Consider the following 20661-nt stretch of genomic DNA (forward strand, 5'->3'; position numbering starts at 1 on the left):
CATTGCCAGTGAGCATTAAAAGGGAGTCGAATCACCTTGCAGCACAGCACCCGGCACATTGCCCGAATCCTGCAATTATCGGATAGCCATCTCGGGCCCGGCCGTGATTTTAAATTGGCAGGCATCAACACCTACCAGAGCCTTGGTCAGGTGCTGGAGGCCTTGCCCGGCGAGGATGTGGTCCCTAATCTGTTGGTGGTGACCGGGGATATTGCCGGTCACGGTGATGAAGGCGCATACCATTTGTTCAATGAAGTCATGGCAGAACAACCCCGGTCTTTTGCCTGGCTGCCGGGCAATCACGACGACTTTCCCCTAATGCGTCAGGTACTGCATCAGCCGTTCAGGCGAGTCGTCGAGCTGGATAACTGGGTGGCAATTTTCCTGGTCAGTGCCCAGGCGGGTGAGGTGGCAGGGCAACTGGCAGATGCCGAGTTGGCTGAGCTGGCAGACCTGCTGCACCGTTATCGCGATCGCCATGTGCTGTTGTTTATGCATCATATGCCGGTTGAGATCAGCTGCCAGTGGCTCGACAAACACCGGGTTGCCAACCATCGTCAACTGGCTGAACTGGTGGCCGGGTTTCCCGGGGTCAAAGCACTTTTTGCCGGTCATGTGCACCAGGCATTCTCGACCTCCTGGCAGGGGATCGGGGTACACAGTGCGCCGTCGACCTGTTTTCAGTTTGCCCCTGGCAGTGATGGCTTCGAGTTGTCCGAACACCCCCCCGGCTATCGCTGGATTGATCTGTACGCCGATGGTCACCTGAAGACCGGTGAGGGGTTTGTTTCCGGGGCTGAGCAGCAGGTGGATCATCGTTGCAGTGGCTACTGATATATTCTGACTGCGGTTGCGGCGGGGTATCAACCACAGCCTGTCACTGCCGGTCGATAGCGTTATAATCTCCGGTCTGGTCCTGCAGGTTGTATGTCAATCATGTCTCTTGTTTACATTCATGGTTTCAATAGTTCGCCCGCTTCACTCAAGGCGCGCCAGACTGCGGCATGGTTGGAAAAAAACTGCCCGGACGTCTCTTTTTTCTGTCCCGCTCTGTCCAATGATCCGGCCAGGGCAATCGGTCAACTTCAGGCGGAAATAGAAAAAGCGGACGCGCCGGTGGGGTTGGTGGGCAGTTCAATGGGTGGTTACTATGCCACCTGGCTGGCTGAAAAATACCGGCTTAAAGCGGTGCTGGTGAATCCCGCTGTAAGACCGTATGAATGGATGGGGGAGTATCTGGGTGTCAATGCCAACTACCATACCGGCGAGCGCTATCAGCTGGAGCAACGCCATGTGGATGCGGTGAAAAACCTGGATGTCCCGGAGTTGCAGCATCCCGCCAATTACTGGGTGCTGCTGCAAACCGGTGATGAGGTGCTGGATTACCGGCTGGCCGAATCCAGATACAACGGCTGTCGCATGACCATTGAGCAGGGCGGTGATCACAGTTTTCAACACTATGAGCGTCACCTGCCTGCCATTATCGAATTTTTGGGGTTAGCAACCGGGGTTTCATGAATAAATATACCGCTGAAGATATTGAAGTTCTCACAGGTCTCGACCCGGTCAGAAAACGTCCGGGGATGTACACGGATACCTCTCGCCCCAACCACCTGGCCCAGGAGGTTGTCGACAACAGTGTCGACGAAGCTCTTGCCGGCCACGCCAGCAAAATCGACGTCACTCTCTACCGCGACGGTTCGCTTTCGGTGGCCGACAACGGCCGCGGCATGCCCGTGGATATTCATCCCGAGCAGGGGTTGCCGGGGGTTGAGGTGATCCTTGCCACGCTGCACGCGGGGGGCAAATTTTCCAACAAAAATTATCAGTTCTCCGGCGGTCTGCACGGTGTGGGTGTCTCGGTGGTCAATGCGTTATCCAGCAAGCTGGAGGTGACGATTCGCCGCGATGGCCGGGTTTATCGCATGGGTTTTGCCGGCGGTGACAAGGTTTCTGACCTGAAAGTGGTGGACAGTTGTGGCCAGCGCAATACCGGTACCGAGCTGCGCTTTTTACCGGATCCAAAATACTTTGATACGGTCAAGTACTCGGTTTCCCGCTTGCGGCATGTGCTGCGAGCCAAAGCGGTGCTCTGTGCGGGGCTGACGGTAAATTTTACCGACGAGAACAGCGGTCAAACCGAAAGCTGGTGTTACGAGGATGGCCTGGCCGATTATCTGCAGGGGGCGACCACTGGCTGGGAGGTGCTTCCGATAACCCCTTTTACCGGCAGTTACTCGTCCGAGAGCGAGGCCGTGGATTGGGCGCTGCAGTGGCTGCCCGATGGCGGTGAGTTGACCCAGGAGAGCTACGTTAATCTGATACCCACCACGCAGGGTGGCACTCACGTCAATGGCTTGCGCACTGGTTTGCTGGAGGCCCTGCGGGAATTCTGTGAGTTTCGCAATCTGCTGCCGCGCGGTGTCAAGCTGGCGCCGGACGATATCTGGGAGAAATGCTGTTTTGTCCTCTCCTCCAAACTGGCAGACCCGCAATTTTCCGGCCAGACCAAAGAGCGCCTTTCCTCCCGTGAGGCGGCGGCATTTGTATCGGGCGTTGTGAAAGATGCTTTCAGCCTGTGGCTGAACCAGCACACGGAAGATGCCGAGCAGCTGGCAGAACTCTGTATCAACAATGCCCAGCGGCGACTCAAGGACAGCAAGAAGGTCGCGCGCAAGCGCATTACGGCCGGACCGGCGCTGCCTGGCAAGCTGGCAGACTGCTCCAGTGGCAGCCCCGAGTTGTCGGAGCTGTTCCTGGTGGAGGGCGACTCCGCCGGCGGCTCCGCCAAGCAGGCCCGCAACCGGGAGTTTCAGGCGATCATGCCGCTGCGGGGAAAAATTCTTAATACCTGGGAAGTGGACAGTCAGGAAATCCTCGCCTCCCAGGAGGTACACGATATCTCTGTGGCGTTGGGTATCGACCCGGCCAGTGAGGGGCTGGAGGCACTCAGGTACCACAAGATATGTATTCTCGCCGATGCGGATTCAGACGGTTTGCACATTGCCACCTTGCTGTGCGCCCTGTTTGTGCGGCACTTCCGGCCACTGGTGGCGGCGGGGCACGTGTATGTGGCCATGCCGCCCCTGTATCGGATTGATGTGGGTAAAGACGTGTATTACGCGCTGGATGAAGGGGAAAAGAGGGGGCTGCTGGATCGCATTGAAGCGGAGAAAAAGCGCGGCAAAGTCAATGTGCAGCGATTTAAGGGGCTGGGTGAAATGAACCCCATCCAGTTGCGCGAGACCACCATGGATCCGGACACCCGCCGGCTCGTTCAACTGACCATTGAAGCCGGTGACGATACCAATAGCCTGCTGGACATGCTGTTGTCGAAGAAGCGGGCGTCAGACCGCAAGGCCTGGCTGGAGCTGAGCGGCAATCTGGCGGATGTCTAGGCCCTGGCCAATGAGTAAGTGCGCGGTATGATTCGACGGAATGTTTCCGGGGAGAAAATTCCATGAAAAAGCTACAGATGTTTCTCCGCTGGAGTCTGATCAGCGTTGCGCTGCTGGTAGTTGTGGTGCTTTCACTGCTGCCGTTTATGATTCGCTGGCAAGGCACTGTCTGGCTTGAGCAGCAAGGGCTGGATGCCGATATCGGTTATGTGGAAATCCGCCCGATGCTGGGCACGGTGCAAGTGAACAACGTCCACATCCAGTCTCCCGACGGTGAGCGATTGATACTCGACCAGCTGTTGTTCGATATTGCCTGGAACCCCCTCTTTGAAAACAGCCTGGACATTGAAGAGGTATCCATTGAAGGGTTGACGCTTGATCTGGCGATGACGCCTTCCGGTCTGCGTGTGGGCGGTATCCCATTGCCCACCGACGAGGCCGCGCCGGATACAGCGGGCCCGCCACTGTTTGAGCGATTGGCGCTGGATCAGTTTCAGCTTCGCGATCTGACATTTTGTTACCTCCCGATGAATGAGCGCGGTGAACAGCAGGCGAACCAGTGTGCCGGGCTGGATGCATTGCGGCTCAGTGACCTCACCATAGCATTGGGTGAGATGCCCTCACTGTCGCTGCCCGGCGTATCACTCCGTGGGCTGCGCTGGTTTGACCGGCTTGACCCCCTGCAACTGGCGGCGGTCGAGTCACTGTCCGTCACCGGTCTGAGCAGTCCCGATATGACTCGCTGGCAGTTGGAGACGGTCAATCTTCAGTCGCTGGCTCTGTTGCCGGGGGACACGCCTGCCGTGCAACTGAATGAGCTGGTGTTGACCGGTTTCAACCTTGCGGAAGATGTGGAACTGAATTCCGTATCGCTTGATGCCCTTGCTGTCGGGCTGGCACTCGACCAGACCAATGGTCTGACATTTGCGCCGGCACTGCTGAAACGCGTGGGCCAGCTCTCGCCCGAGACCGCTTCCCAGGGGGCTGTCGATGCGAGTGGCGAGGCAGACGACAGGCAGATCAGGCTGAAGCAGTTTGCCCTGCGGCAACTCGACATTGCGGCTGACCGACCACTATTGTCTGCCGGCAAACTGCGGTTCAGCGATATGCGGTTGGCAGGTGCAGCGGTGGCGGTGGATACCCTGGCCCTCGGCCATCTCAACCTGCTCCCCGGTGCAGAGGAGGCACTGGCGTTGGACAGTCTTGAGGTGCGGGGGCTTGATGTGAACCGGGATGTCGCTATCGCCGGACTGACGCTGGGCGACCTTCAGGTGCGCCTGGAGACCGGCCCGCAGGGTGCACTGGTGTTTGCTCCGGCGTTGATCAATCAGCTTGCGCTGACGCCGGAAAAAAATGATGGTGTCGCGGAGGGTGTTGAACCGCCAGCGGAGGAACCCGTTGCCATGGGTTTTGAGATGGGTGATCTGCAACTGGGATCGCTGGCCGTTTTCGCCGATCGTGAGTTACTGTCGCTCGATGCGCTCGGTCTGCAACAGTTGAAACTTGCCGGCGATCAGGTCGAGCTGGCCCGGCTGGAGGTGTCCACGGTGGATTTTCTTGCGCCCGCCCCGGGTACCGCCAAGGTGAGTCACTATGTGCAAATCCCCCGGTTATCCCTGGACAACCTGGCAAAAAATTCCGGTACGCTCAGTCTCGGGAAACTCCAGATAGACGATCCCGAGATCTTTGTGCACCGCAATGCCGATGGCATGCTGTCGATGTTCAGCGAGCTCGCCGTTTTGCTGGGGCAGGATGACGAGCCGGCTGCGGGTGGGTCAGAGGATTCTGCACCGCAACCCGCCACAGAAAACGCGCCGCCGTTAAAGCTGCAACTGGCGTCTCTGACGATTGGCGAGCAGGGCCGGTTGCACGTATTGGACGAAAGTGTGTCGCCGCCGCTGGATCAACACTTTACTGACGTTGATGTAAGGGTCAGCCATCTTGGCGGTGACAGACCTGATACCTCTGCTGATGTGAATCTGAATATGGCTCTGAATCAGTTTGGTGCGCTGTCCCTGGCAGGCCAGATTGCCCCCTTTGGCGACACCATAAGCACAGATCTCGAAGGGGAGATCAAAGGCATTGATGTGCGCGACATTTCCGGTTACGCAAAAAAATTCAGCGGTTATCACCTCGACCAGGGGCTGGTAGATGTCGACATGAGTGTCGATATTCTTGAAGATACCATTGATGCGGTGGTCACCACCCGCTTCCACAAGCTGCAGGTATCACCGGTGAGCAAAGCCGACCTTGAAGCGGGTGCCGCTGAGCTGGGCGTACCGCTGGAGTTCGCTCTGTCATTGTTGCGCGATAAAAATGGCATGATCGAATTGAAGCTGCCGATTAGCGGCAATATCAATTCGCCGACTTTTTCCATCAGGCATATTGTCAACAAGGTCATGTTCAAGGTGATTAAAGAGACGGTGATCAATTATTACCTGCCTTTTGGGCTGGTGGTGAAGACGTTGGTTGGCGACAGCCTGGCCGGGATGGGGTTTGAGCCGGTGGTCTTTGCGCCGGGTACGGCGGCATTGGATGATGCCGGCGAGGCTAATCTCAACCGTCTCTCGGACATGCTGCAAAAACGCCAGCAGCTGCAATTGGTGTTCTGTGCGCCCGCTACCCTGCAGGACTGGGCCGCGCAATTTTCACCGGATGAGCTGGCAAGTCCGCAGTCATCAGAGGAAAATCCCCCGCCTCCCGACATCACGGCAGAGCAATCTGCCGGGTTGGCCGCGCTGGCCAATCAGCGCACCGCAGCCGCCAAGCAGTACCTGATTGATCGGGGTATTGATCAGGGGCAGATGGTCCTCTGTACTGGAAAACTTGATCAGACCAGTACCCTGCGCCCGGAGATGTCCATTACCGTTGGCCAGTAATCCATAACCGCAAACCCGTTGTCACCGCACGAGCAGTAAAATTTATGACAGAGACCACCATCATTAATCCGGCGATTGAACAGATACCGCTGCGCAGCTATACCGAAAAAGCCTACCTTGATTACTCCATGTATGTGATTCTCGATCGGGCATTGCCGCATATCGGTGATGGCCTGAAGCCGGTTCAGCGGCGAATCATCTATGCCATGAGTGAACTGGGGCTCAAATCCACGGCCAAGCACAAGAAATCCGCCCGCACTGTGGGTGACGTCATCGGTAAATTCCATCCCCATGGGGACAGCGCGGCTTACGAGGCGATGGTATTGATGGCGCAACCGTTCTCCTACCGCTACCCACTGGTGGACGGCCAGGGTAACTGGGGCTCCTCCGATGACCCAAAATCCTTTGCTGCAATGCGTTATACGGAATCGAAGCTGGCGCATTTTGCCGAGCTGCTGTTGGCGGAATTGGCCCAGGGCACGGTTGACTGGAAAGCCAATTTTGACGGTACCCTCGATGAGCCCATTACACTGCCGGCCCGTGCTCCCCATGTGTTATTGAATGGTACGACCGGTATTGCCGTGGGCATGGCCACAGATATTCCACCGCACAACCTGCGGGAGCTGATCAGTGCCTGTGTGCATTTGCTGGATCAGCCCGGCGCTACCACGGCGGAATTGTGCGAGCATATACAGGGACCGGATTATCCCACCGAAGCGGAAGTTATCACGCCCAGGGAAGACATCCTGAAAACCTATGAAACCGGCCGGGGTAGCCTGAAAATGCGCGCTGTCTGGCAATCAGAACAGGGCGATATTATCGTCACCGGGCTGCCTTTTCAGGTGTCAGGCGCCAGGGTTCTGGAGCAGATTGCCGCCCAGATGCAGGCCAAAAAGTTGCCGATGGTTGCGGACTTGCGCGATGAATCCGATCACGAGAACCCGACCCGACTGGTGATTGTACCCCGCTCCAACCGGGTTGATCTGGACGGGCTGATGCAGCATTTGTTTGCCACCACGGATCTGGAAAAGAACTATCGGGTTAACCTGAATATGATCGGGGTGGACGGTCGCCCGGAAGTGAAGCCCCTCAATAAAATTCTCACCGAGTGGCTCGCCTACCGCATGGGTACTGTGCGCCGCCGGTTGCAGTTTCGGTTGGACAAGGTGGATCACCGGTTACACCTGCTGGAAGGCCTGTTGATCGCATTTTTGAATATTGATGAAGTGATTCACATTATTCGCAGTGAGGATGAGCCAAAACCGGTATTGATCCAGCGTTTTGGCCTCAGTGATATTCAGGCAGAGTACATTCTCGATACCAAACTGCGCCAACTGGCCCGCCTGGAGGAAGTTCGCATTCGTGCCGAACAGGAAGCGCTGGCGGCGGAGAAGCTCGAGCTGGAAAAAATTCTCGGTTCCGCAAAGCGTCTCAAGACGCTGGTGCGCAATGAATTGCTGGCCGTGGCCGATGAATTCGGCGATGAGCGCCGCTCACCGCTGACCCGTCGCGAGGAAGCCAAGGCATTTTCTGAAACCGAACTGTTGGTGTCCGAGCCGGTAACCGTGGTGTTATCGGAGAAGGGCTGGATACGCTCTGCCAAAGGCCACGAGGTCGATGGCACATCACTCAGCTACAAATCCGGCGATCGCTTTCTCTGTGCGGCCAGGGGGCGCAGTAACCAGTCGGTGGTTTTGCTGGACTCCACCGGTCGAACCTATTCGTTGGCGGCCCACAGCCTGCCCTCGGCCAGGGGCCAGGGTGAGCCGGTCACCGGTCGCCTCAACCCCCCGTCCGGGGCCGGTTTTGTGAGCGTGATCATGGGCGAGGATTCGCAGCAGGTGCTGATGGCAACTGATGCCGGTTACGGTTTTATGGCCAATCTGGCAGACCTGCACAGTAAAAACCGGGCGGGTAAAACGACCCTGACGATTCCCAAGGGCGGTCGAGTCATAAAACCGGTGGCGATTTCTGACCGTGAAAACAGTCTGGTGGTGGCCGTCAGCAACGAGGGCCGTATGCTGGCGTTTCCGTTGGCGGAACTCCCCCGCCTGGCGCGAGGCAAGGGAAACAAGATACTCAGTATTCCCTCCTCCCGAGTTCAGTCCCGGGAAGAGTTTATGGTGGCGGTGGCGGTCGTGACCCCGGCGCAGCAATTGCTGGTGTTTTCAGGTAAACGGCATCTGAACATCAGGGCCAGCGATCTTGAGCATTACCGTGGAGAGCGGGGCCGCCGCGGCAACAAGCTGCCCCGGGGCTTCCAGAAAGTGGACAGGGTGGAGGTGGCCGGCAATGATTAGCCCCGGTTTGGGCGTGTTGCCCTCACATGGCTGTTTACCAGCTAAGTGATTTTCATTATATTTAAAACGGTTAGAGCGGGGCTGCGGCCCACCGTATAAATCTTGTCCAGAGGATGAACAGATGGATAATAATAAGGTGTTGCTGGTTATTGCGTCGCTGTTACTGCCACCACTGGCGGTGTTCCTGAAAAAGGGTGCCGGTAAGGATTTGGTGATCAATATTGTGCTCTGCCTGTGCTTCTGGGTACCGGGTATCCTGCATGCGCTTTGGGTGACGTTGGCCTGAACCGAATATTGGCAGGGGGCAGAAAACCCGCATGGCATTCAGTCAATACAAGGTGATGGCCATCAGTGAGGGCGCCCTGGGAACGATTTTTCTTGGCGCGTCCGGCTTCCCCCTGAAAAAGATGGAAACGGTCCTCAATGAGCAGGCGGCCGACGGCTGGCAACTGGTTTTTCAGGTGGTGGAAAGGCGTCGCCTCTGGCTGTTCTGGGCACGGGAAACCGTCATCGTCACCCTGGGCAAATAACCGGTGTCTTTCCGCGACGAACAATACCGGGAAGACCAGCTTCGCAACCGAATTGCGGAACTCCCCGCAGAGCAGCGCAGGGTTTTTCACGGGCGTATGGCGAGACGTCTCAAAGATCCGGACAGCTATGCGGTGCTGAACTATTTGTTTATCGCCGGGCTGCACCATTTTTATCTCAGGCGCTGGTTTCGCGGCGCAGTCAATCTGGCTGTTTTTCTGGCCGGTATGGCCTGCCTGTTCACGGGTCAATGGCGCTGGGGACTTGGTTTGCTGTTCGTGATTACCTTGATTGAATTGCCAGCGCTGTTCTGTTCTCAGCGCATTGTATTGCGATATAACAACGACCTGGCTGAATCGCAGTTAGCGGAGACTGGTCACAGTCAGAACTGATTTTTTACTTAATGGAGCGTGTGATGGAAACGATAGGAAATGCCATTATTTTTTATGGCCTGAAGGTTGTTATGGCAGCCGTTATCTTTTTTGTGGGTAAATTTCTGGCGGGCTGGCTGAGGGGCCTGGTAGCCGGTTTGATGAAAAAGAAAGACATGGATGTGGCGATTCAGCAGTTTGTCTCTACGCTGGTTTACTACGCACTTCTGACCTTTGTCTGTATTGCAGCACTGGGTCAGCTGGGTATACACACGGCCTCCCTGGTGGCCGTGGTGGGTGCCGCCGGTCTCGCCATCGGCCTGGCTTTACAGGGCGCGCTGGCCAATTTTGCCGCCGGTGTCCTGATTCTGATTTTCCGCCCCTTTCGTGTTGAAGACTATATCGAGGCGGCAGGGGTCAGCGGTACGGTGTCGAAAATACTGGTGTTTACCACCGAGCTGAACACCCCGGACAACAAACGGATTGTGATTCCCAATGGCCAGGTGATGAGCGGCACCATTACCAACTACTCCACCCACGATACCCGCCGGGTCGACCTGGTTATCGGTATCAGTTACGGCGATGACATCGACAAGGCCAAGGCGGTGCTGCGTGAAGTGGTCGAAGCGGATGAGCGTGTGCTGGCAGATCCGGCGCCGAATATCGCGGTTACCCAGCTGGCGGACAGCAGTGTCAATCTGATAGTCCGGCCCTGGGTTGCCACGGGTGATTACTGGGGGGTCTACTGGGATCTCACCGAGGCCATCAAGAAACGCCTTGATAAGGAAGAGATTTCCATTCCTTTCCCGCAGCGCGATGTGCATTTGTACCCGGCATCCGATAATGCTTGAAGGTCAAATGCTGAAGGCCCCTGTCAAGGGGCCTTTTTTGTTCTATAAATAGAGAGGCACACATGGGTATTCTTTCCTGGATTGTACTTGGCCTGGTGGCCGGAATTCTTGCCAAATGGATCATGCCGGGCAGGGATGGTGGTGGGTTTATTCTCACGGTGCTGTTGGGCATTGCCGGCGCTTTTGTCGGTGGCTGGATTGGTTCGTTACTGGGCTTCGGTGGTGCGGGTGGCTTCAGTTTGGCCAGTATCGCCACGGCCACGGTGGGCGCGATTCTGATTTTGCTGCTTTACCGGCAGTTGAGAAAATAGTGAATTCCGGCAGTTGTTCTATTTGGTAAAAACTGAGGAGAACACGATGAAATGCACGATCCTATCTATTGCAATGGTTGCTTTGCTGGGCACTGGTATTGCGTCGGTGACACTGGCTCAGAAGCCGGAGCATGCCGGAAGTGGCAAAGGTGTTATGAAAGACGAGGCCCCGGTAATCCGGGAAACGGAACAGTCGCGCGAAAAAAATATGCTCAAAGACATGGAGCAGAAACGGGAGATGACAGAGGAGCAGCGACGACTGCGTGATCCGGACCGCGATGAGCATGAACCCAGGGAGGAACGTGACAGGGAAGAGGCCAGGGATATGGAAAAACAGCGGGAGATGAAGGCCGAGCAGCAGCGCAAGGAACTTGGCAAAGGCTCTGAGCAGGGCCAGGACATGCGCCAGGAGCACAGTCGCAAATGGTGGCGCTTCTGGGATTAATTGCGCCCTTTCCATCCCTGTCCCACAGAAAACGCAGCTGATCGGCTGCGTTTTCTGTGGGACATCAATATTTGAATGGGCGATCAGCGGGCGCGATCAAAGCGCCGTTTGCGGCGATAGGGAAATACATCGACAATTTTGCCGTTGCGGATCTGTTCCTGCAGCCCCCACCAGAATTCCACATCGTAGATATCGCTGTGGAGCGCCTGAAAGGCTTCCCGGGCAACGGGATTGCCGGAAAAGAATAACCGGAATTCCTCCGGAAAAATATCGTTGGTTGCCACGGTATACCAGGGGGTGGCTGACATCTCCTCCTCGTCAGTCTTCGGTTGAGGGATGCGCCTGAAATGACACTCGGTCAATGGGCAGATTTCATCGTAATCGTAAAACACCACCCGGTTGTGGCGGGTGACCCCGAAATTTTTCAGCAGCATGTCACCCGGAAAAATATTCGCCGCCGCCAGTTGTTTGATGGCGTTGCCGTATTCCTCGATGATGTTGCAGGTTTGTTGTTCATCGGCTCGCTGCAGGTAGATATTGAGCGGTGTCATGCGGCGCTCGGTATAGAGATGCTTGATGATCAGCCGGTCTCCCTCGAAGGTCAGCAGCGAGGGTGCCACTTTCTGTAACTCGGCGAGCAGTTCGTCGGAAAAGCGATCCACCGGAAACGAAAAATTGGCAAACTCCTGGGTGTCTGCCATTCGCCCGATACGGTCGTGCCGGGAGACCATGTTGTACTTCTCCCGCACGATTTCGTGGGTGACCTCCTTGGGTGGATCGAAGCGATCCTTGATGATTTTAAAGACAATATCGTAGGACGGCAGCGTGAATACCGACATCACCATCCCCTTGATGCCCGGCGCAATGACAAACTGATCCTGAGAGTTCCTCAGGTGACTGACAAACTCCCGATAGAATTCCGTCTTGGCGTGTTTGGGAAAACCAATGGACGTGTAGATTTCGTTGTCGCCCTTGTGGGGCATCAATTGCTTTAAAAAATGCAGATAGAGGTAGGGCAGCGGGGCATCTACCATAAAATGGGTTCGGGTAAAGCTGAACACCACGCTCATCTCTTCCTTGTTGAAAATGGCAGTGTCAACAAACAGGCCGCCTTTTTCATTGTTCAGTACGGGCAGCACCAGTGGAAAAAGCCGGTCGCCGTCGATGATGCGACCGACGATATAGGCCGCCTTGCTGCGATAAAACACCGAATCGAGCGTATCAAATTGCAGTGCCGAAACCGGATTCTTCAGGTGGGGTAGCAACTGCTCGTTGAATTCCTGAACGATGAAGTTTACATCCCTGGTGAGGTTCTCCGGTGGCGTAGAGAACTCGGCATCCAGCAGGATCTGTTCAAACACGGCGGCGATATTGTCCATGCCCTCATAGCGCACATAAATGCTGTATTCCGCTTCCGGTATCGACGCCATTTGCGAAGACAGTACATAGATCAGGTCGTCATCAATCTTGTCGTGATCATTGATGCAGCCAAACACGGAGTTGAAAAAGGTCTCGGCAATTTCGTAATTGGGGAAGTTAAAAACCAGTTGGGTATAGACGGCCTTTGCCTGGCGCCATAATTCCAGATCGGTAATATCCTTGTTGGTCACGGTGGCGAGCAGCTCCGACACCTGACGCACCTTGGCCTTGTAGAGTTCCAGTCGGTCCACGTTGGCGCTTTGCACCGCGTGCCAGTCGGCCTTTTCAAAGCGTGCCTTGGCGCCCAGAGTCATATTCAGGTAATCGGCAAAATAGCTGCGAAAGCCATTGAGGATGGTTTTCGCCATCCGCCGGGCAGTGCTGTTGCGAAAAAACCGGGGATCCGGAGCGGTCATGCGATCAGTCCAGCTGCGTTATTCATCGAGCTTTAAATCAGCTTTCAGTTCTGCCAGTCGTTGCCGCGACGCCTCGCGACTCAGCGGTGGTTTTTCCGCAGCTTCCCCTGTGGGATCTGGTAACGCCAGCTGCCGGCCCTTCCCCAGTTCGCGACAGAGCCGCCGGTAGTGATCGAGAAACAGGGGGTAGCTGACTGCCTCTGCCTCATGGGTTAACAGATACCAGCCAGTGGCCAGCCCGGCGTGATAGACCACCGGGTGAGACCAGTGGTGAGTGGTTTTTGGGGAGGGCGCATTGCAGGCTTCGAGATACGCACTGCGCGGCGAGGGCAGCCCCGCCGGGTTCTGACAGGCCTCACAACATTGCAGCATGCGATTCAGCGTGGGCAGATAGTCGGAGGTTTCGATCACCCGTTTGGCGCCCAGCAGAATCTGATCCCGATCGAAGTGTGCCAATGCGTCCAGCCACAGGCGTTTTGCCTGATTGAGCAGATCGGTATCGGAGTAGGCACTGTAGAACTGGTTGTGAAAGTTCAGCCGAAACAGGGCGAACACCTGATTGATGGTGTCTACCAGATGTTCCGGCAGGGGTTCTGGGCGCTCAGGGGGTCGCCCAGCTGCGGTCACTGAGTTCGTCGACGAGGGTGCGACTCCGCGTACTGCCTGGTCGATCAGATCGTTGTTGTTTTCCATCGCTTGAGTCCTGGGTATGTGTTTGGTGGCGCGACCATTCCCGTTTTACCTGCTGCAGGAACTTGGTGTTCCAGGAGCCATAGAGCTGGCCGCTATCTCGCCAGTACAAGACAAATTCCGGTACCAGGCGTTCGGCAAAATCGCGCGGGATATTCGCCAACGTCAGCACCTCAAAAAGCTCTTCCCTGGGCTGCCAGTCCGCCGCCAGTGGGCGGGGCATGGTGTCCTGCTCCATCGTGTGTGTGAATCTGGCCCACTGGCGTTTCACATGCATGATAAAGCGGCTGTTCCAGGTGCTGGAGGATTCGCCCCGCTCCAGCCAGTAGAGGACAAACTCGGGGATGGCGTCCTCGACAAAATTACGGTTGATGGCCGCCTGTTGGGTAAGAATATCCATGGCATCCTGTGAGGGTTGCCAGTCCCGGCTCATAAGCGTGTCCTGACCGCGCCTGGCCGTTTCCGTCTGCTGTGCCCGCCAGAGACGCAGTACATGCTTGATAAATTTTGAGCCCCAGCTGTAGCGCGGCTCGCCACGCTCCGTCCAGTAAGTAATGAACTCCGGCAACTGGTCGGCAATGAACGCCGCTGGAATGTTGTACTGGGCCAGTTGTTGCAGAACGTCATTTTCCGGCCGCCAGTCAGGGGGTATGGGCCGGGTACTTTGGTGTGCAGGGGTTGCCGGAAGTGTGGCGGGAAATTCGCCGTGCTTCGTTGTATTGGTATTGCCGGCACACTGCTCATTAAAGGCAAAGCGCAATAGATTGCCCTCGGTCAGGGGGGGCGATGCTACCAGCAGAATGCCCTTGTCCCGAAGATTGCCGACGACTCGTTGCAGGTCAGCGAGACACCAAAAGGGGGTAAATTTCTGCAGTTGCCCGCTATCGATATTGAGCCACTCGTAGTCGCCCTGCCGTTCGGGCTTGCCATGACACATCAGCTCATTGAGTAATTGCAGTAAAACTGTCTCCTCCAGGCCAATGGTAGCGGCCAGGGAGGGAGAAATAATGAGCGGTTTTTCCGGGAGCAGTGACATGCTGACACTCTATCAGAAAGCGGTGGGCAAGTTTATCGGTCGCATTCGCTCAGAGGTGGTTTTCTATGTGGTTGCCGCATCGTTACAATAGCGCTTCAAAAAAAACAACAAACAGCAAGGTGGCAATGGAATGGTTCCGAAGCAGGTCAGTTTGGTAGGAAGGCGACCAGCAAGCTGGCTTTGTTGTGTCCTGTTGTCGCTCAAATGGCTGCCGGTATTGGCCGCTTCGGTCGAGGGTTATACTGAGGATGATCTGATCGCAGACATTCCGGTGGCTTTGTCTGTCACACGACTGCCCCAGTCGGTGACCGATACCTCCATGGCCGTTTCGGTTGTTGACCGATCCATGATTAAAGCGTCCGGATTTATCGAAATTCCCGATTTGCTGCGCCTTGTGCCGGGCTTTCAGGTCGGACTCAGCTGGCGTGATCACCATGCATCGGTGACCTATCACGGTCAGTCCGACGGTCTCTCGCGGCGTATGCAGGTTTTGCTCGACGGTCGTGTGGTGGTGGGATCACTGTTTGGGCTGGTGGATTGGGATCGGCTGGGAATCACTGTCGATGACATTGAGCGGATAGAGGTGGTTCGCGGTCCGGCGGGTGTTTCCTTCGGCTCCAATGCTTTCGTTGGCGTCATCAATATTGTGACCCAGAAACCCTACCACAATCCCGGCTGGCGGTTCAGCGCAACGACAGGCAGCCGCGACACCAGTCTGCTTGCGGCACGCTATGCCCATAGCGGTGATCAATTGGATTACCGGGCTTCCCTCAGTTACTTCAACACCGATGGCTTCCGCGGTGTCAATGACGAGTCGATCGCTCGTTCCAGTCGCTTTCAGGGGACTTTTCAGGCGACGCCTGAAACTTCCCTGGATTTTCAACTGGGTTACGCCGAGGGCCCCTGGGGTCGTGGCGGCAATGGTGTCTCTGTGGATCCTGTCGGCACCAAGGAAGCCAGCGAGCAATATGGCAGCCTCCGTCTGACCCGCACCACGGACCCTGGCAGTGCCTGGTATCTGCAGTTCGGCTTCAGCTCCGGTGAAGAAAACGATAAATTTTCTGCCGGGCTACTGTCGGACTTACTGGGGGTCGATCCCGCCGATATTGGTGGGGTGATCCCCGGTCAACAGGAACAGGAGGTGATTGGTCGCACCTTTGACTATCAGGTTAACCGGCGCGATATCGAGTTTCAGCAACTGTTAAATGGACAGCGCTACCGGATTGCCTGGGGCCTGGGTTATCGCAAGGATATGGTCAATAGCCTGGAAATCGTCGGCCAAAAAGAGTGGCAGGCCATGGAGACCTACCGGGCGCAGGGTAATATCGAGTACCGGTTGACTGATCAACTGTTGTTGAACGCCGGTGCCATATATGAAAAGAACAACATCAATCCCGGTGAGCTGTCCTGGCGGTTGGGCCTGAACTTCACCCCGACTGAGGGACAGATGTTCCGGGTCTCGGTTGCGGAGAGCTGGCGGCAACCATTTTTGGTGGAGAATTTTCACAATATTGCCGTGCGGCTGAATGACGGTACCGCGATCGAAACCGTTCAGATGGCGCCCGAGTCCATTGATGCAGAGCGGCTGCGCAGTTATGAGCTGGGCTATATCGGCAACTGGTTGGATGAACGGTTGACCGCTGAGGTCAAGCTCTATCGGGAAACCTTTGAGGACGAAATTGAATATGTCTGGGACCCCACTTACCCGGAGGTGGCATCGATTTTTAATCAGGGCGCCATCCTTGACGTCAATGGCGGCAGTACCGCTATCGAGGGATTTGAAACCGGGGCGCGCTGGCTGGCATCCGATCGCACCCGTTTATGGCTGTCCTATGCCTACGCGGACGCCGATCAGTCCAGTTTGCCCATGGCATTTCGCAGTCTCTATCAAACTTCAGCGACACCGCGCCACACCGCCAGCCTGTTGATGTCCCATGATCTCGGTCGCCACTGGCAGGTGAGTGCCGGTTATTACTATCTCGACGATATGGTCTGGATTCTGTGGGGCTCCGAAACCGATGCCTATCGACGGCTTGATTTACGGATTGCCCGCCAGTTCCCGCTGCGCAATGCGGATCTCAAGCTGGAATTGATCGGTCAGAACCTCGGTGGCGATTACGTCGAGTTCAAGCAGGCCAACCGTTTTGAAACGCGGACATTTTTGCGTGCCACACTGCAGTTTCACTGATATCCCCACGGTCAAACCCCCTGATCGGGGGGTATCACATGGTAGACTGAAAAGCATTTTCGGGAGATTGTTACTTGGCCAGAAAGAAAACCACCGCCTATGTTTGCAACGACTGTGGTGCGGATTACACCAAATGGCAGGGGCAGTGCCCCGACTGCGGTGCATGGAATACGTTGACTGAAGTGCGTCTCGGCGCTGTTGTCACCTTGGGTAGCCGCAGTGGCGGTGGCTTTGCCGGGGCTGCCGACGGTGTGGTGAACACGCTGGCGGAAATCGATCTGGCCGATATTCCCCGTATCAGCGCGGGTAGTCAGGAGCTGGATCTGGTGCTGGGTGGTGGGCTGGTGCCCGGATCCTGCATTCTGGTGGGCGGCGAGCCGGGCGCGGGGAAAAGCACCTTGCTGCTGCAGACCCTCTGCAAACTGGCAGAGAGTCAGGTGGCGCTCTATGTCACCGGTGAAGAATCCCCGCAACAGGTCGCCATGCGGGCCCATCGCCTGGGTCTGCCGGTAAACCGGTTGCAGATTATGGCAGAGACCTCCGTGGAAACCGTTTGTGCCACCGCCGCGCGAGTGCGGCCCAAAATTCTGGTGGTTGATTCCATTCAGGTCATGCAGCTTGAGGAGATTGCCTCGGCGCCCGGCAGCGTTTCACAGGTGCGGGAATGTGCCGCAATGCTGGTTCGCTACGCAAAACAGACGGGCACAGTGTTGCTGCTGGTGGGCCATGTCACCAAGGATGGCAGTCTGGCTGGCCCCAAGGTGTTGGAGCACATGATCGATTGTTCGCTGATGCTCGAGGGAACCAGCGACAGCCATTTCCGGACCCTGCGCAGCCACAAAAATCGCTTCGGTGCGGTCAATGAGCTGGGCGTGTTTGCCATGACCGACAGGGGGCTGCGCGAAGTGGCAAACCCCTCCGCGATCTTTTTGCAACGGGGTGATGAGGTGGCTTCCGGCAGCGTGGTCATTGTGGTCTGGGAGGGTACCCGACCTCTGTTGGTAGAGTTGCAGGCGCTGGTGGATGACAGTCACCTGAGCAACCCGAGGCGGGTGACCGTGGGGCTGGAGCACAATCGGCTGGCGATGCTGCTGGCGGTGTTGCACCGTCACGGCGGGATCATGGTCGGTGATCAGGACGTCTTTGTGAATGTAGTGGGTGGCGTCAAGGTATTGGAGACCAGTGCCGATCTGGCGCTGATCCTGGCGGTTATTTCCAGCTTCCGCGATCACCCGCTGCCCCGTGATCTGGTGGTCTTCGGCGAGGTGGGACTGTCCGGTGAGATCAGGCCCGTGCAAAACGGTCAGGAGCGACTGCGAGAGGCCGCCAAACACGGTTTCAAGCGCGCCATTATTCCTTTTGGCAATGCGCCTCGCCAACCGATCAAGGGGATGGAAGTGATACCGGTGCGCAAACTGACCGATGCGCTGGATGCCCTTGGCTAACGCCTCCCTGTCCGCGTCTCTCATGCAAAACCCAAATTGACTTTGCCCGGTTCCGGGCGTAAATTCCTCCACCTTGCTTAGGCAACAGGTTCTCGACGCAGCGTTCAGTGCGTCGGGTGAAACGGGAAGTCGGTGCGCTCCATGACGCCAGTCAAAGGCAAACCCGACACTGCCCCCGCAACGGTAATTGAGTGAACCCGCAGTACGGGTTCAAACGCCAGATCACACAGCCACTGTGCACATGCATGGGAAGGCGATCTGGCAGGGGAAACCGCTCATGAGTCCGGAGACCGGCCTGTCGCTACGCAAACGAACCACGGGGTGTGGTTGCGTTGGTGTCGACAGTTTTCCTGTTTCATCGCCAATCATAACTCCGTGGACTGATCTCACTCAGCACGCGTTCGGGGTCGAACGCCGGAGACTTGTTAATGAAAAAATTTCATCCCGTCAGTTGCCTGGCACTCCTTGTCATCTCTATTGCCAGCGCACAGGCTGCCGAAACGGCGATTGACACTGAAACCGGTAAAAATAATCTTCAGGAAGTCGTGGTCACCGCGTCCCTGGCACCGGTTCAGTTGCAGCAGACCGGCAACGCCATTCATGTTATTTCCGCCCGGGATATCGAAGTCAGTGGTGCCGCCGTGGTCAGTGACCTGTTGCGCGATGTGCCCGGTATCGCCATCAATCGGAGTGGTCCACTCGGTTCCACTACTCAGTTGAGAATGCGCGGTGCCGAAGGCAACCATGTGCTGGTGCTGGTGGATGGTGTTGAAGTGAACGACGGTGCCCAGGCCGATGAATTTAACTGGGCTCACCTGTCCACCGCCGGGATCGAACGGATCGAGGTGGTGCGCGGTGCACAGAGCGCCCTTTGGGGCAGTGATGCGGTGGCGGGGGTGATCAATATTATTACCCGTCAGGCGGACGAGCCCTTTCAGGCACAGGTCTTCTCCGAGGGCGGTAGTCATGGCACCAATCATACGGGCTTTACGATCGGTGCCAGTGCCGGGACGGCCCACATCAACCTCAGTGGTTCACACCTGTCTGCCGACGGCGACAATATTTCCCGCTCTGGCAGTGAAGATGATGGCTATCGCAATAGCACTCTCAACCTCAACGCTGGCTGGCGACCGCTGGACAACCTGGGCCTGTCCCTGACGGCCCGCCAGACCGAGGGTGAAAATGAATTTGATGGCATTGATGATCTGATTACCGGTTTGCCGGAGGACGGTGACCATGAATCAGACTTCCGTCAGCGTTTTGTCCGCGCCCAGGCGGACTTGTCCCTGCTGGATGATCGCTGGCAGCATCGGGTCGCTCTGGCGGTCAGTCGCCACAACAATGAAAACTATACCGATGGCGCGACTACCGGTTCTAATGCCACGCGGAAAAAACAGTACAGCTACCTCACCAGTTTCAGCTGGGATGAGCAGAGCCAGCGCCTGTCGCTGCTGCTGGAGCGGGAAACCGAGGATTTCCGCCAGCGAGGCCCCATTCTGTTCGGCGACCCGAATCAGAACCAAAGCCGCGAAACCGACAGTGTGGCACTGGAGTATCGGGTGGCGCTGTGGGACCGGCTGACATTGGGTGCCAGTGTGCGCCACGATGACAACAGCGAATTTCAGAACGCCTACACGCGGCGCTTCGATGCCAGTTACCGTATCCCCGCATCGGCCACACGTTTCCGTGCCAGCTGGGGCACAGCGGTGAAAAACCCCACGTTCTCCGAGCGTTTTGGTTTCTATACAAATTTTGTCGGCAACCCCGACCTGCGCCCGGAAAAATCCACCAGTTGGGATGTGGGTGTCGATCAATCGCTGTTTGATGACCGGTTGATGCTTGGCCTGACCTATTTCCGTGCCCGCCTGGAAAATGAAATCAACGGGTTTGTCTATGATCCCGACCACTTGGCATTCACCGCAGAGAATGTCAGTGGTAACAGTGACCGGCAGGGTGTGGAGTTGACGTTTGATGCCAGCCTGACGCCGACCCTATCCCTCAAGGGCAGTTATACCTACACGGATGCCACCGAGCCCGACAGTGATGGTCGGGATGTGGATGAACTGCGTCGGCCCCGCCATCTCGGCAGTACGACGCTGAACTGGCAGGTGGCCGAGCGCCTCAATATCGTCCTTAATGCCCAGTACAATGGCCACCAGGATGACCAGTATTTTCCACCCTGGCCACAGCCCTCAACGCGGGTTGAGCTGGATGACTACACACTGGTGAATCTGAGTGCCCAGTACCAGGTGAGCAATTCGCTGACCATTTATACCCGGCTGGAAAACCTGCTGGATGAGGATTATGAAGAGGTTTTTGGCTATGAGACACTCGGTTTTGGTGCCATGGTGGGTGTTCGCTACAGCTTCACCCAATAAGTTGTC

17 protein-coding genes and 1 riboswitch are annotated in these 20661 nt (G+C 56.6%); of the genes, 14 read left to right on the top strand and 3 right to left on the bottom strand.

What is annotated here, in order from left to right:
- Positions 1-36: 36 nt before the first annotated feature.
- The 11 genes from QZ516_RS11980 to QZ516_RS12030 all read left to right on the top strand — a co-directional run bounded on the left by QZ516_RS11980 (position 37) and on the right by QZ516_RS12030 (position 11083).
- Positions 37-834 (top strand): phosphodiesterase, encoded by a 798-nt coding sequence (locus tag QZ516_RS11980; protein WP_297190153.1) that lies wholly within the window; start codon positions 37-39, stop codon positions 832-834.
- 102 nt (positions 835-936) lie between these two features.
- Positions 937-1518, top strand: a complete 582-nt coding sequence (locus QZ516_RS11985; protein ID WP_297190156.1) for a YqiA/YcfP family alpha/beta fold hydrolase — start codon at positions 937-939, stop codon at positions 1516-1518.
- Positions 1515-3398, top strand: coding sequence for a DNA topoisomerase IV subunit B (gene parE / locus QZ516_RS11990; protein WP_297190159.1), 1884 nt, complete (start codon positions 1515-1517; stop codon positions 3396-3398). Before QZ516_RS11985 ends, parE begins: the two co-directional genes overlap by 4 nt.
- Before the next feature lie 62 nt (positions 3399-3460).
- Entirely contained in the window at positions 3461-6277 is a 2817-nt protein-coding gene (locus QZ516_RS11995; RefSeq protein WP_297190161.1) for a DUF748 domain-containing protein, read from the top strand.
- A gap of 44 nt (positions 6278-6321) precedes the next feature.
- A complete protein-coding gene (parC, locus tag QZ516_RS12000; RefSeq protein ID WP_297190164.1) occupies positions 6322-8577 on the top strand; it encodes a DNA topoisomerase IV subunit A in 2256 nt (751 codons plus the stop codon).
- Between the two features lie 121 nt (positions 8578-8698).
- Positions 8699-8863 (top strand): YqaE/Pmp3 family membrane protein, encoded by a 165-nt coding sequence (locus tag QZ516_RS12005; RefSeq protein ID WP_036859114.1) that lies wholly within the window; start codon positions 8699-8701, stop codon positions 8861-8863.
- A gap of 31 nt (positions 8864-8894) precedes the next feature.
- Positions 8895-9107: a DUF4177 domain-containing protein gene (locus QZ516_RS12010; protein WP_036859116.1), complete on the top strand. Its 213-nt coding sequence runs from the start codon at positions 8895-8897 to the stop codon at positions 9105-9107.
- A gap of 3 nt (positions 9108-9110) precedes the next feature.
- Positions 9111-9497 (top strand): TM2 domain-containing protein, encoded by a 387-nt coding sequence (locus QZ516_RS12015; RefSeq protein WP_297190169.1) that lies wholly within the window; start codon positions 9111-9113, stop codon positions 9495-9497.
- A gap of 23 nt (positions 9498-9520) precedes the next feature.
- On the top strand, positions 9521-10327 hold the full coding sequence (locus QZ516_RS12020) for a mechanosensitive ion channel domain-containing protein (RefSeq protein WP_297190171.1): 807 nt from the start codon (positions 9521-9523) through the stop codon (positions 10325-10327).
- Between the two features lie 62 nt (positions 10328-10389).
- A complete protein-coding gene (locus QZ516_RS12025) occupies positions 10390-10638 on the top strand; it encodes a GlsB/YeaQ/YmgE family stress response membrane protein (protein WP_293615081.1) in 249 nt (82 codons plus the stop codon).
- A gap of 46 nt (positions 10639-10684) precedes the next feature.
- Positions 10685-11083 (top strand): hypothetical protein, encoded by a 399-nt coding sequence (locus QZ516_RS12030; protein ID WP_297190174.1) that lies wholly within the window; start codon positions 10685-10687, stop codon positions 11081-11083.
- Between the two features lie 83 nt (positions 11084-11166).
- Here QZ516_RS12030 and aceK read toward each other — a convergent pair whose 3' ends face one another.
- From aceK to QZ516_RS12045, 3 genes are read right to left on the bottom strand one after another with little or no spacing between them, the layout of a single operon-like run.
- Positions 11167-12918: a bifunctional isocitrate dehydrogenase kinase/phosphatase gene (aceK, locus tag QZ516_RS12035; RefSeq protein ID WP_297190176.1), complete on the bottom strand. Its 1752-nt coding sequence runs from the start codon at positions 12916-12918 to the stop codon at positions 11167-11169.
- Positions 12919-12936: 18 nt separating this feature from the next.
- A complete protein-coding gene (locus QZ516_RS12040) occupies positions 12937-13611 on the bottom strand; it encodes a replication protein P (protein WP_297190179.1) in 675 nt (224 codons plus the stop codon).
- Complete coding sequence (locus QZ516_RS12045) at positions 13520-14644, bottom strand: DnaT-like ssDNA-binding domain-containing protein (protein WP_297190183.1); 1125 nt, start codon at positions 14642-14644, stop codon at positions 13520-13522. The genes QZ516_RS12040 and QZ516_RS12045 overlap by 92 nt, the downstream gene beginning before the upstream one ends.
- Before the next feature lie 130 nt (positions 14645-14774).
- Between QZ516_RS12045 and QZ516_RS12050 the strand changes: the two genes are divergently transcribed.
- From QZ516_RS12050 to QZ516_RS12060, 3 genes are all read left to right on the top strand, one after another.
- Positions 14775-16832, top strand: a complete 2058-nt coding sequence (locus QZ516_RS12050) for a TonB-dependent receptor (RefSeq protein WP_297190185.1) — start codon at positions 14775-14777, stop codon at positions 16830-16832.
- A 74-nt stretch (positions 16833-16906) separates the two neighbouring features.
- Complete coding sequence (radA, locus tag QZ516_RS12055; RefSeq protein WP_297190188.1) at positions 16907-18277, top strand: DNA repair protein RadA; 1371 nt, start codon at positions 16907-16909, stop codon at positions 18275-18277.
- 69 nt (positions 18278-18346) lie between these two features.
- A riboswitch (cobalamin riboswitch) is annotated at positions 18347-18591 on the top strand.
- Between the two features lie 114 nt (positions 18592-18705).
- Positions 18706-20655 (top strand): TonB-dependent receptor, encoded by a 1950-nt coding sequence (locus QZ516_RS12060; protein ID WP_297190191.1) that lies wholly within the window; start codon positions 18706-18708, stop codon positions 20653-20655.
- The last annotated feature ends 6 nt before the right edge of the window (positions 20656-20661 follow it).

Origin of the sequence: uncultured Porticoccus sp. (assembly GCF_913061305.1) — a bacterium.
Taxonomy (GTDB): domain Bacteria; phylum Pseudomonadota; class Gammaproteobacteria; order Pseudomonadales; family Porticoccaceae; genus Porticoccus.

What these genes read in the sequence shown, in the direction of transcription:
- QZ516_RS11985 (WP_297190156.1), top strand. Translation starts at nt 937, where the DNA reads ATGTCTCTTGTTTACATTCATGGTTTCAATAGTTCGCCCGCTTCACTC.
- parE (WP_297190159.1), top strand. Translation starts at nt 1,515, where the DNA reads ATGAATAAATATACCGCTGAAGATATTGAAGTTCTCACAGGTCTCGAC.
- QZ516_RS11995 (WP_297190161.1), top strand. Translation starts at nt 3,461, where the DNA reads ATGAAAAAGCTACAGATGTTTCTCCGCTGGAGTCTGATCAGCGTTGCG.
- parC (WP_297190164.1), top strand. Translation starts at nt 6,322, where the DNA reads ATGACAGAGACCACCATCATTAATCCGGCGATTGAACAGATACCGCTG.
- QZ516_RS12005 (WP_036859114.1), top strand. Translation starts at nt 8,699, where the DNA reads ATGGATAATAATAAGGTGTTGCTGGTTATTGCGTCGCTGTTACTGCCA.
- QZ516_RS12010 (WP_036859116.1), top strand. Translation starts at nt 8,895, where the DNA reads ATGGCATTCAGTCAATACAAGGTGATGGCCATCAGTGAGGGCGCCCTG.
- QZ516_RS12020 (WP_297190171.1), top strand. Translation starts at nt 9,521, where the DNA reads ATGGAAACGATAGGAAATGCCATTATTTTTTATGGCCTGAAGGTTGTT.
- QZ516_RS12025 (WP_293615081.1), top strand. Translation starts at nt 10,390, where the DNA reads ATGGGTATTCTTTCCTGGATTGTACTTGGCCTGGTGGCCGGAATTCTT.
- QZ516_RS12030 (WP_297190174.1), top strand. Translation starts at nt 10,685, where the DNA reads ATGAAATGCACGATCCTATCTATTGCAATGGTTGCTTTGCTGGGCACT.
- aceK (WP_297190176.1), bottom strand. Translation starts at nt 12,918, where the DNA reads ATGACCGCTCCGGATCCCCGGTTTTTTCGCAACAGCACTGCCCGGCGG.
- QZ516_RS12040 (WP_297190179.1), bottom strand. Translation starts at nt 13,611, where the DNA reads ATGGAAAACAACAACGATCTGATCGACCAGGCAGTACGCGGAGTCGCA.
- QZ516_RS12045 (WP_297190183.1), bottom strand. Translation starts at nt 14,644, where the DNA reads ATGTCACTGCTCCCGGAAAAACCGCTCATTATTTCTCCCTCCCTGGCC.
- QZ516_RS12050 (WP_297190185.1), top strand. Translation starts at nt 14,775, where the DNA reads ATGGTTCCGAAGCAGGTCAGTTTGGTAGGAAGGCGACCAGCAAGCTGG.
- QZ516_RS12060 (WP_297190191.1), top strand. Translation starts at nt 18,706, where the DNA reads ATGAAAAAATTTCATCCCGTCAGTTGCCTGGCACTCCTTGTCATCTCT.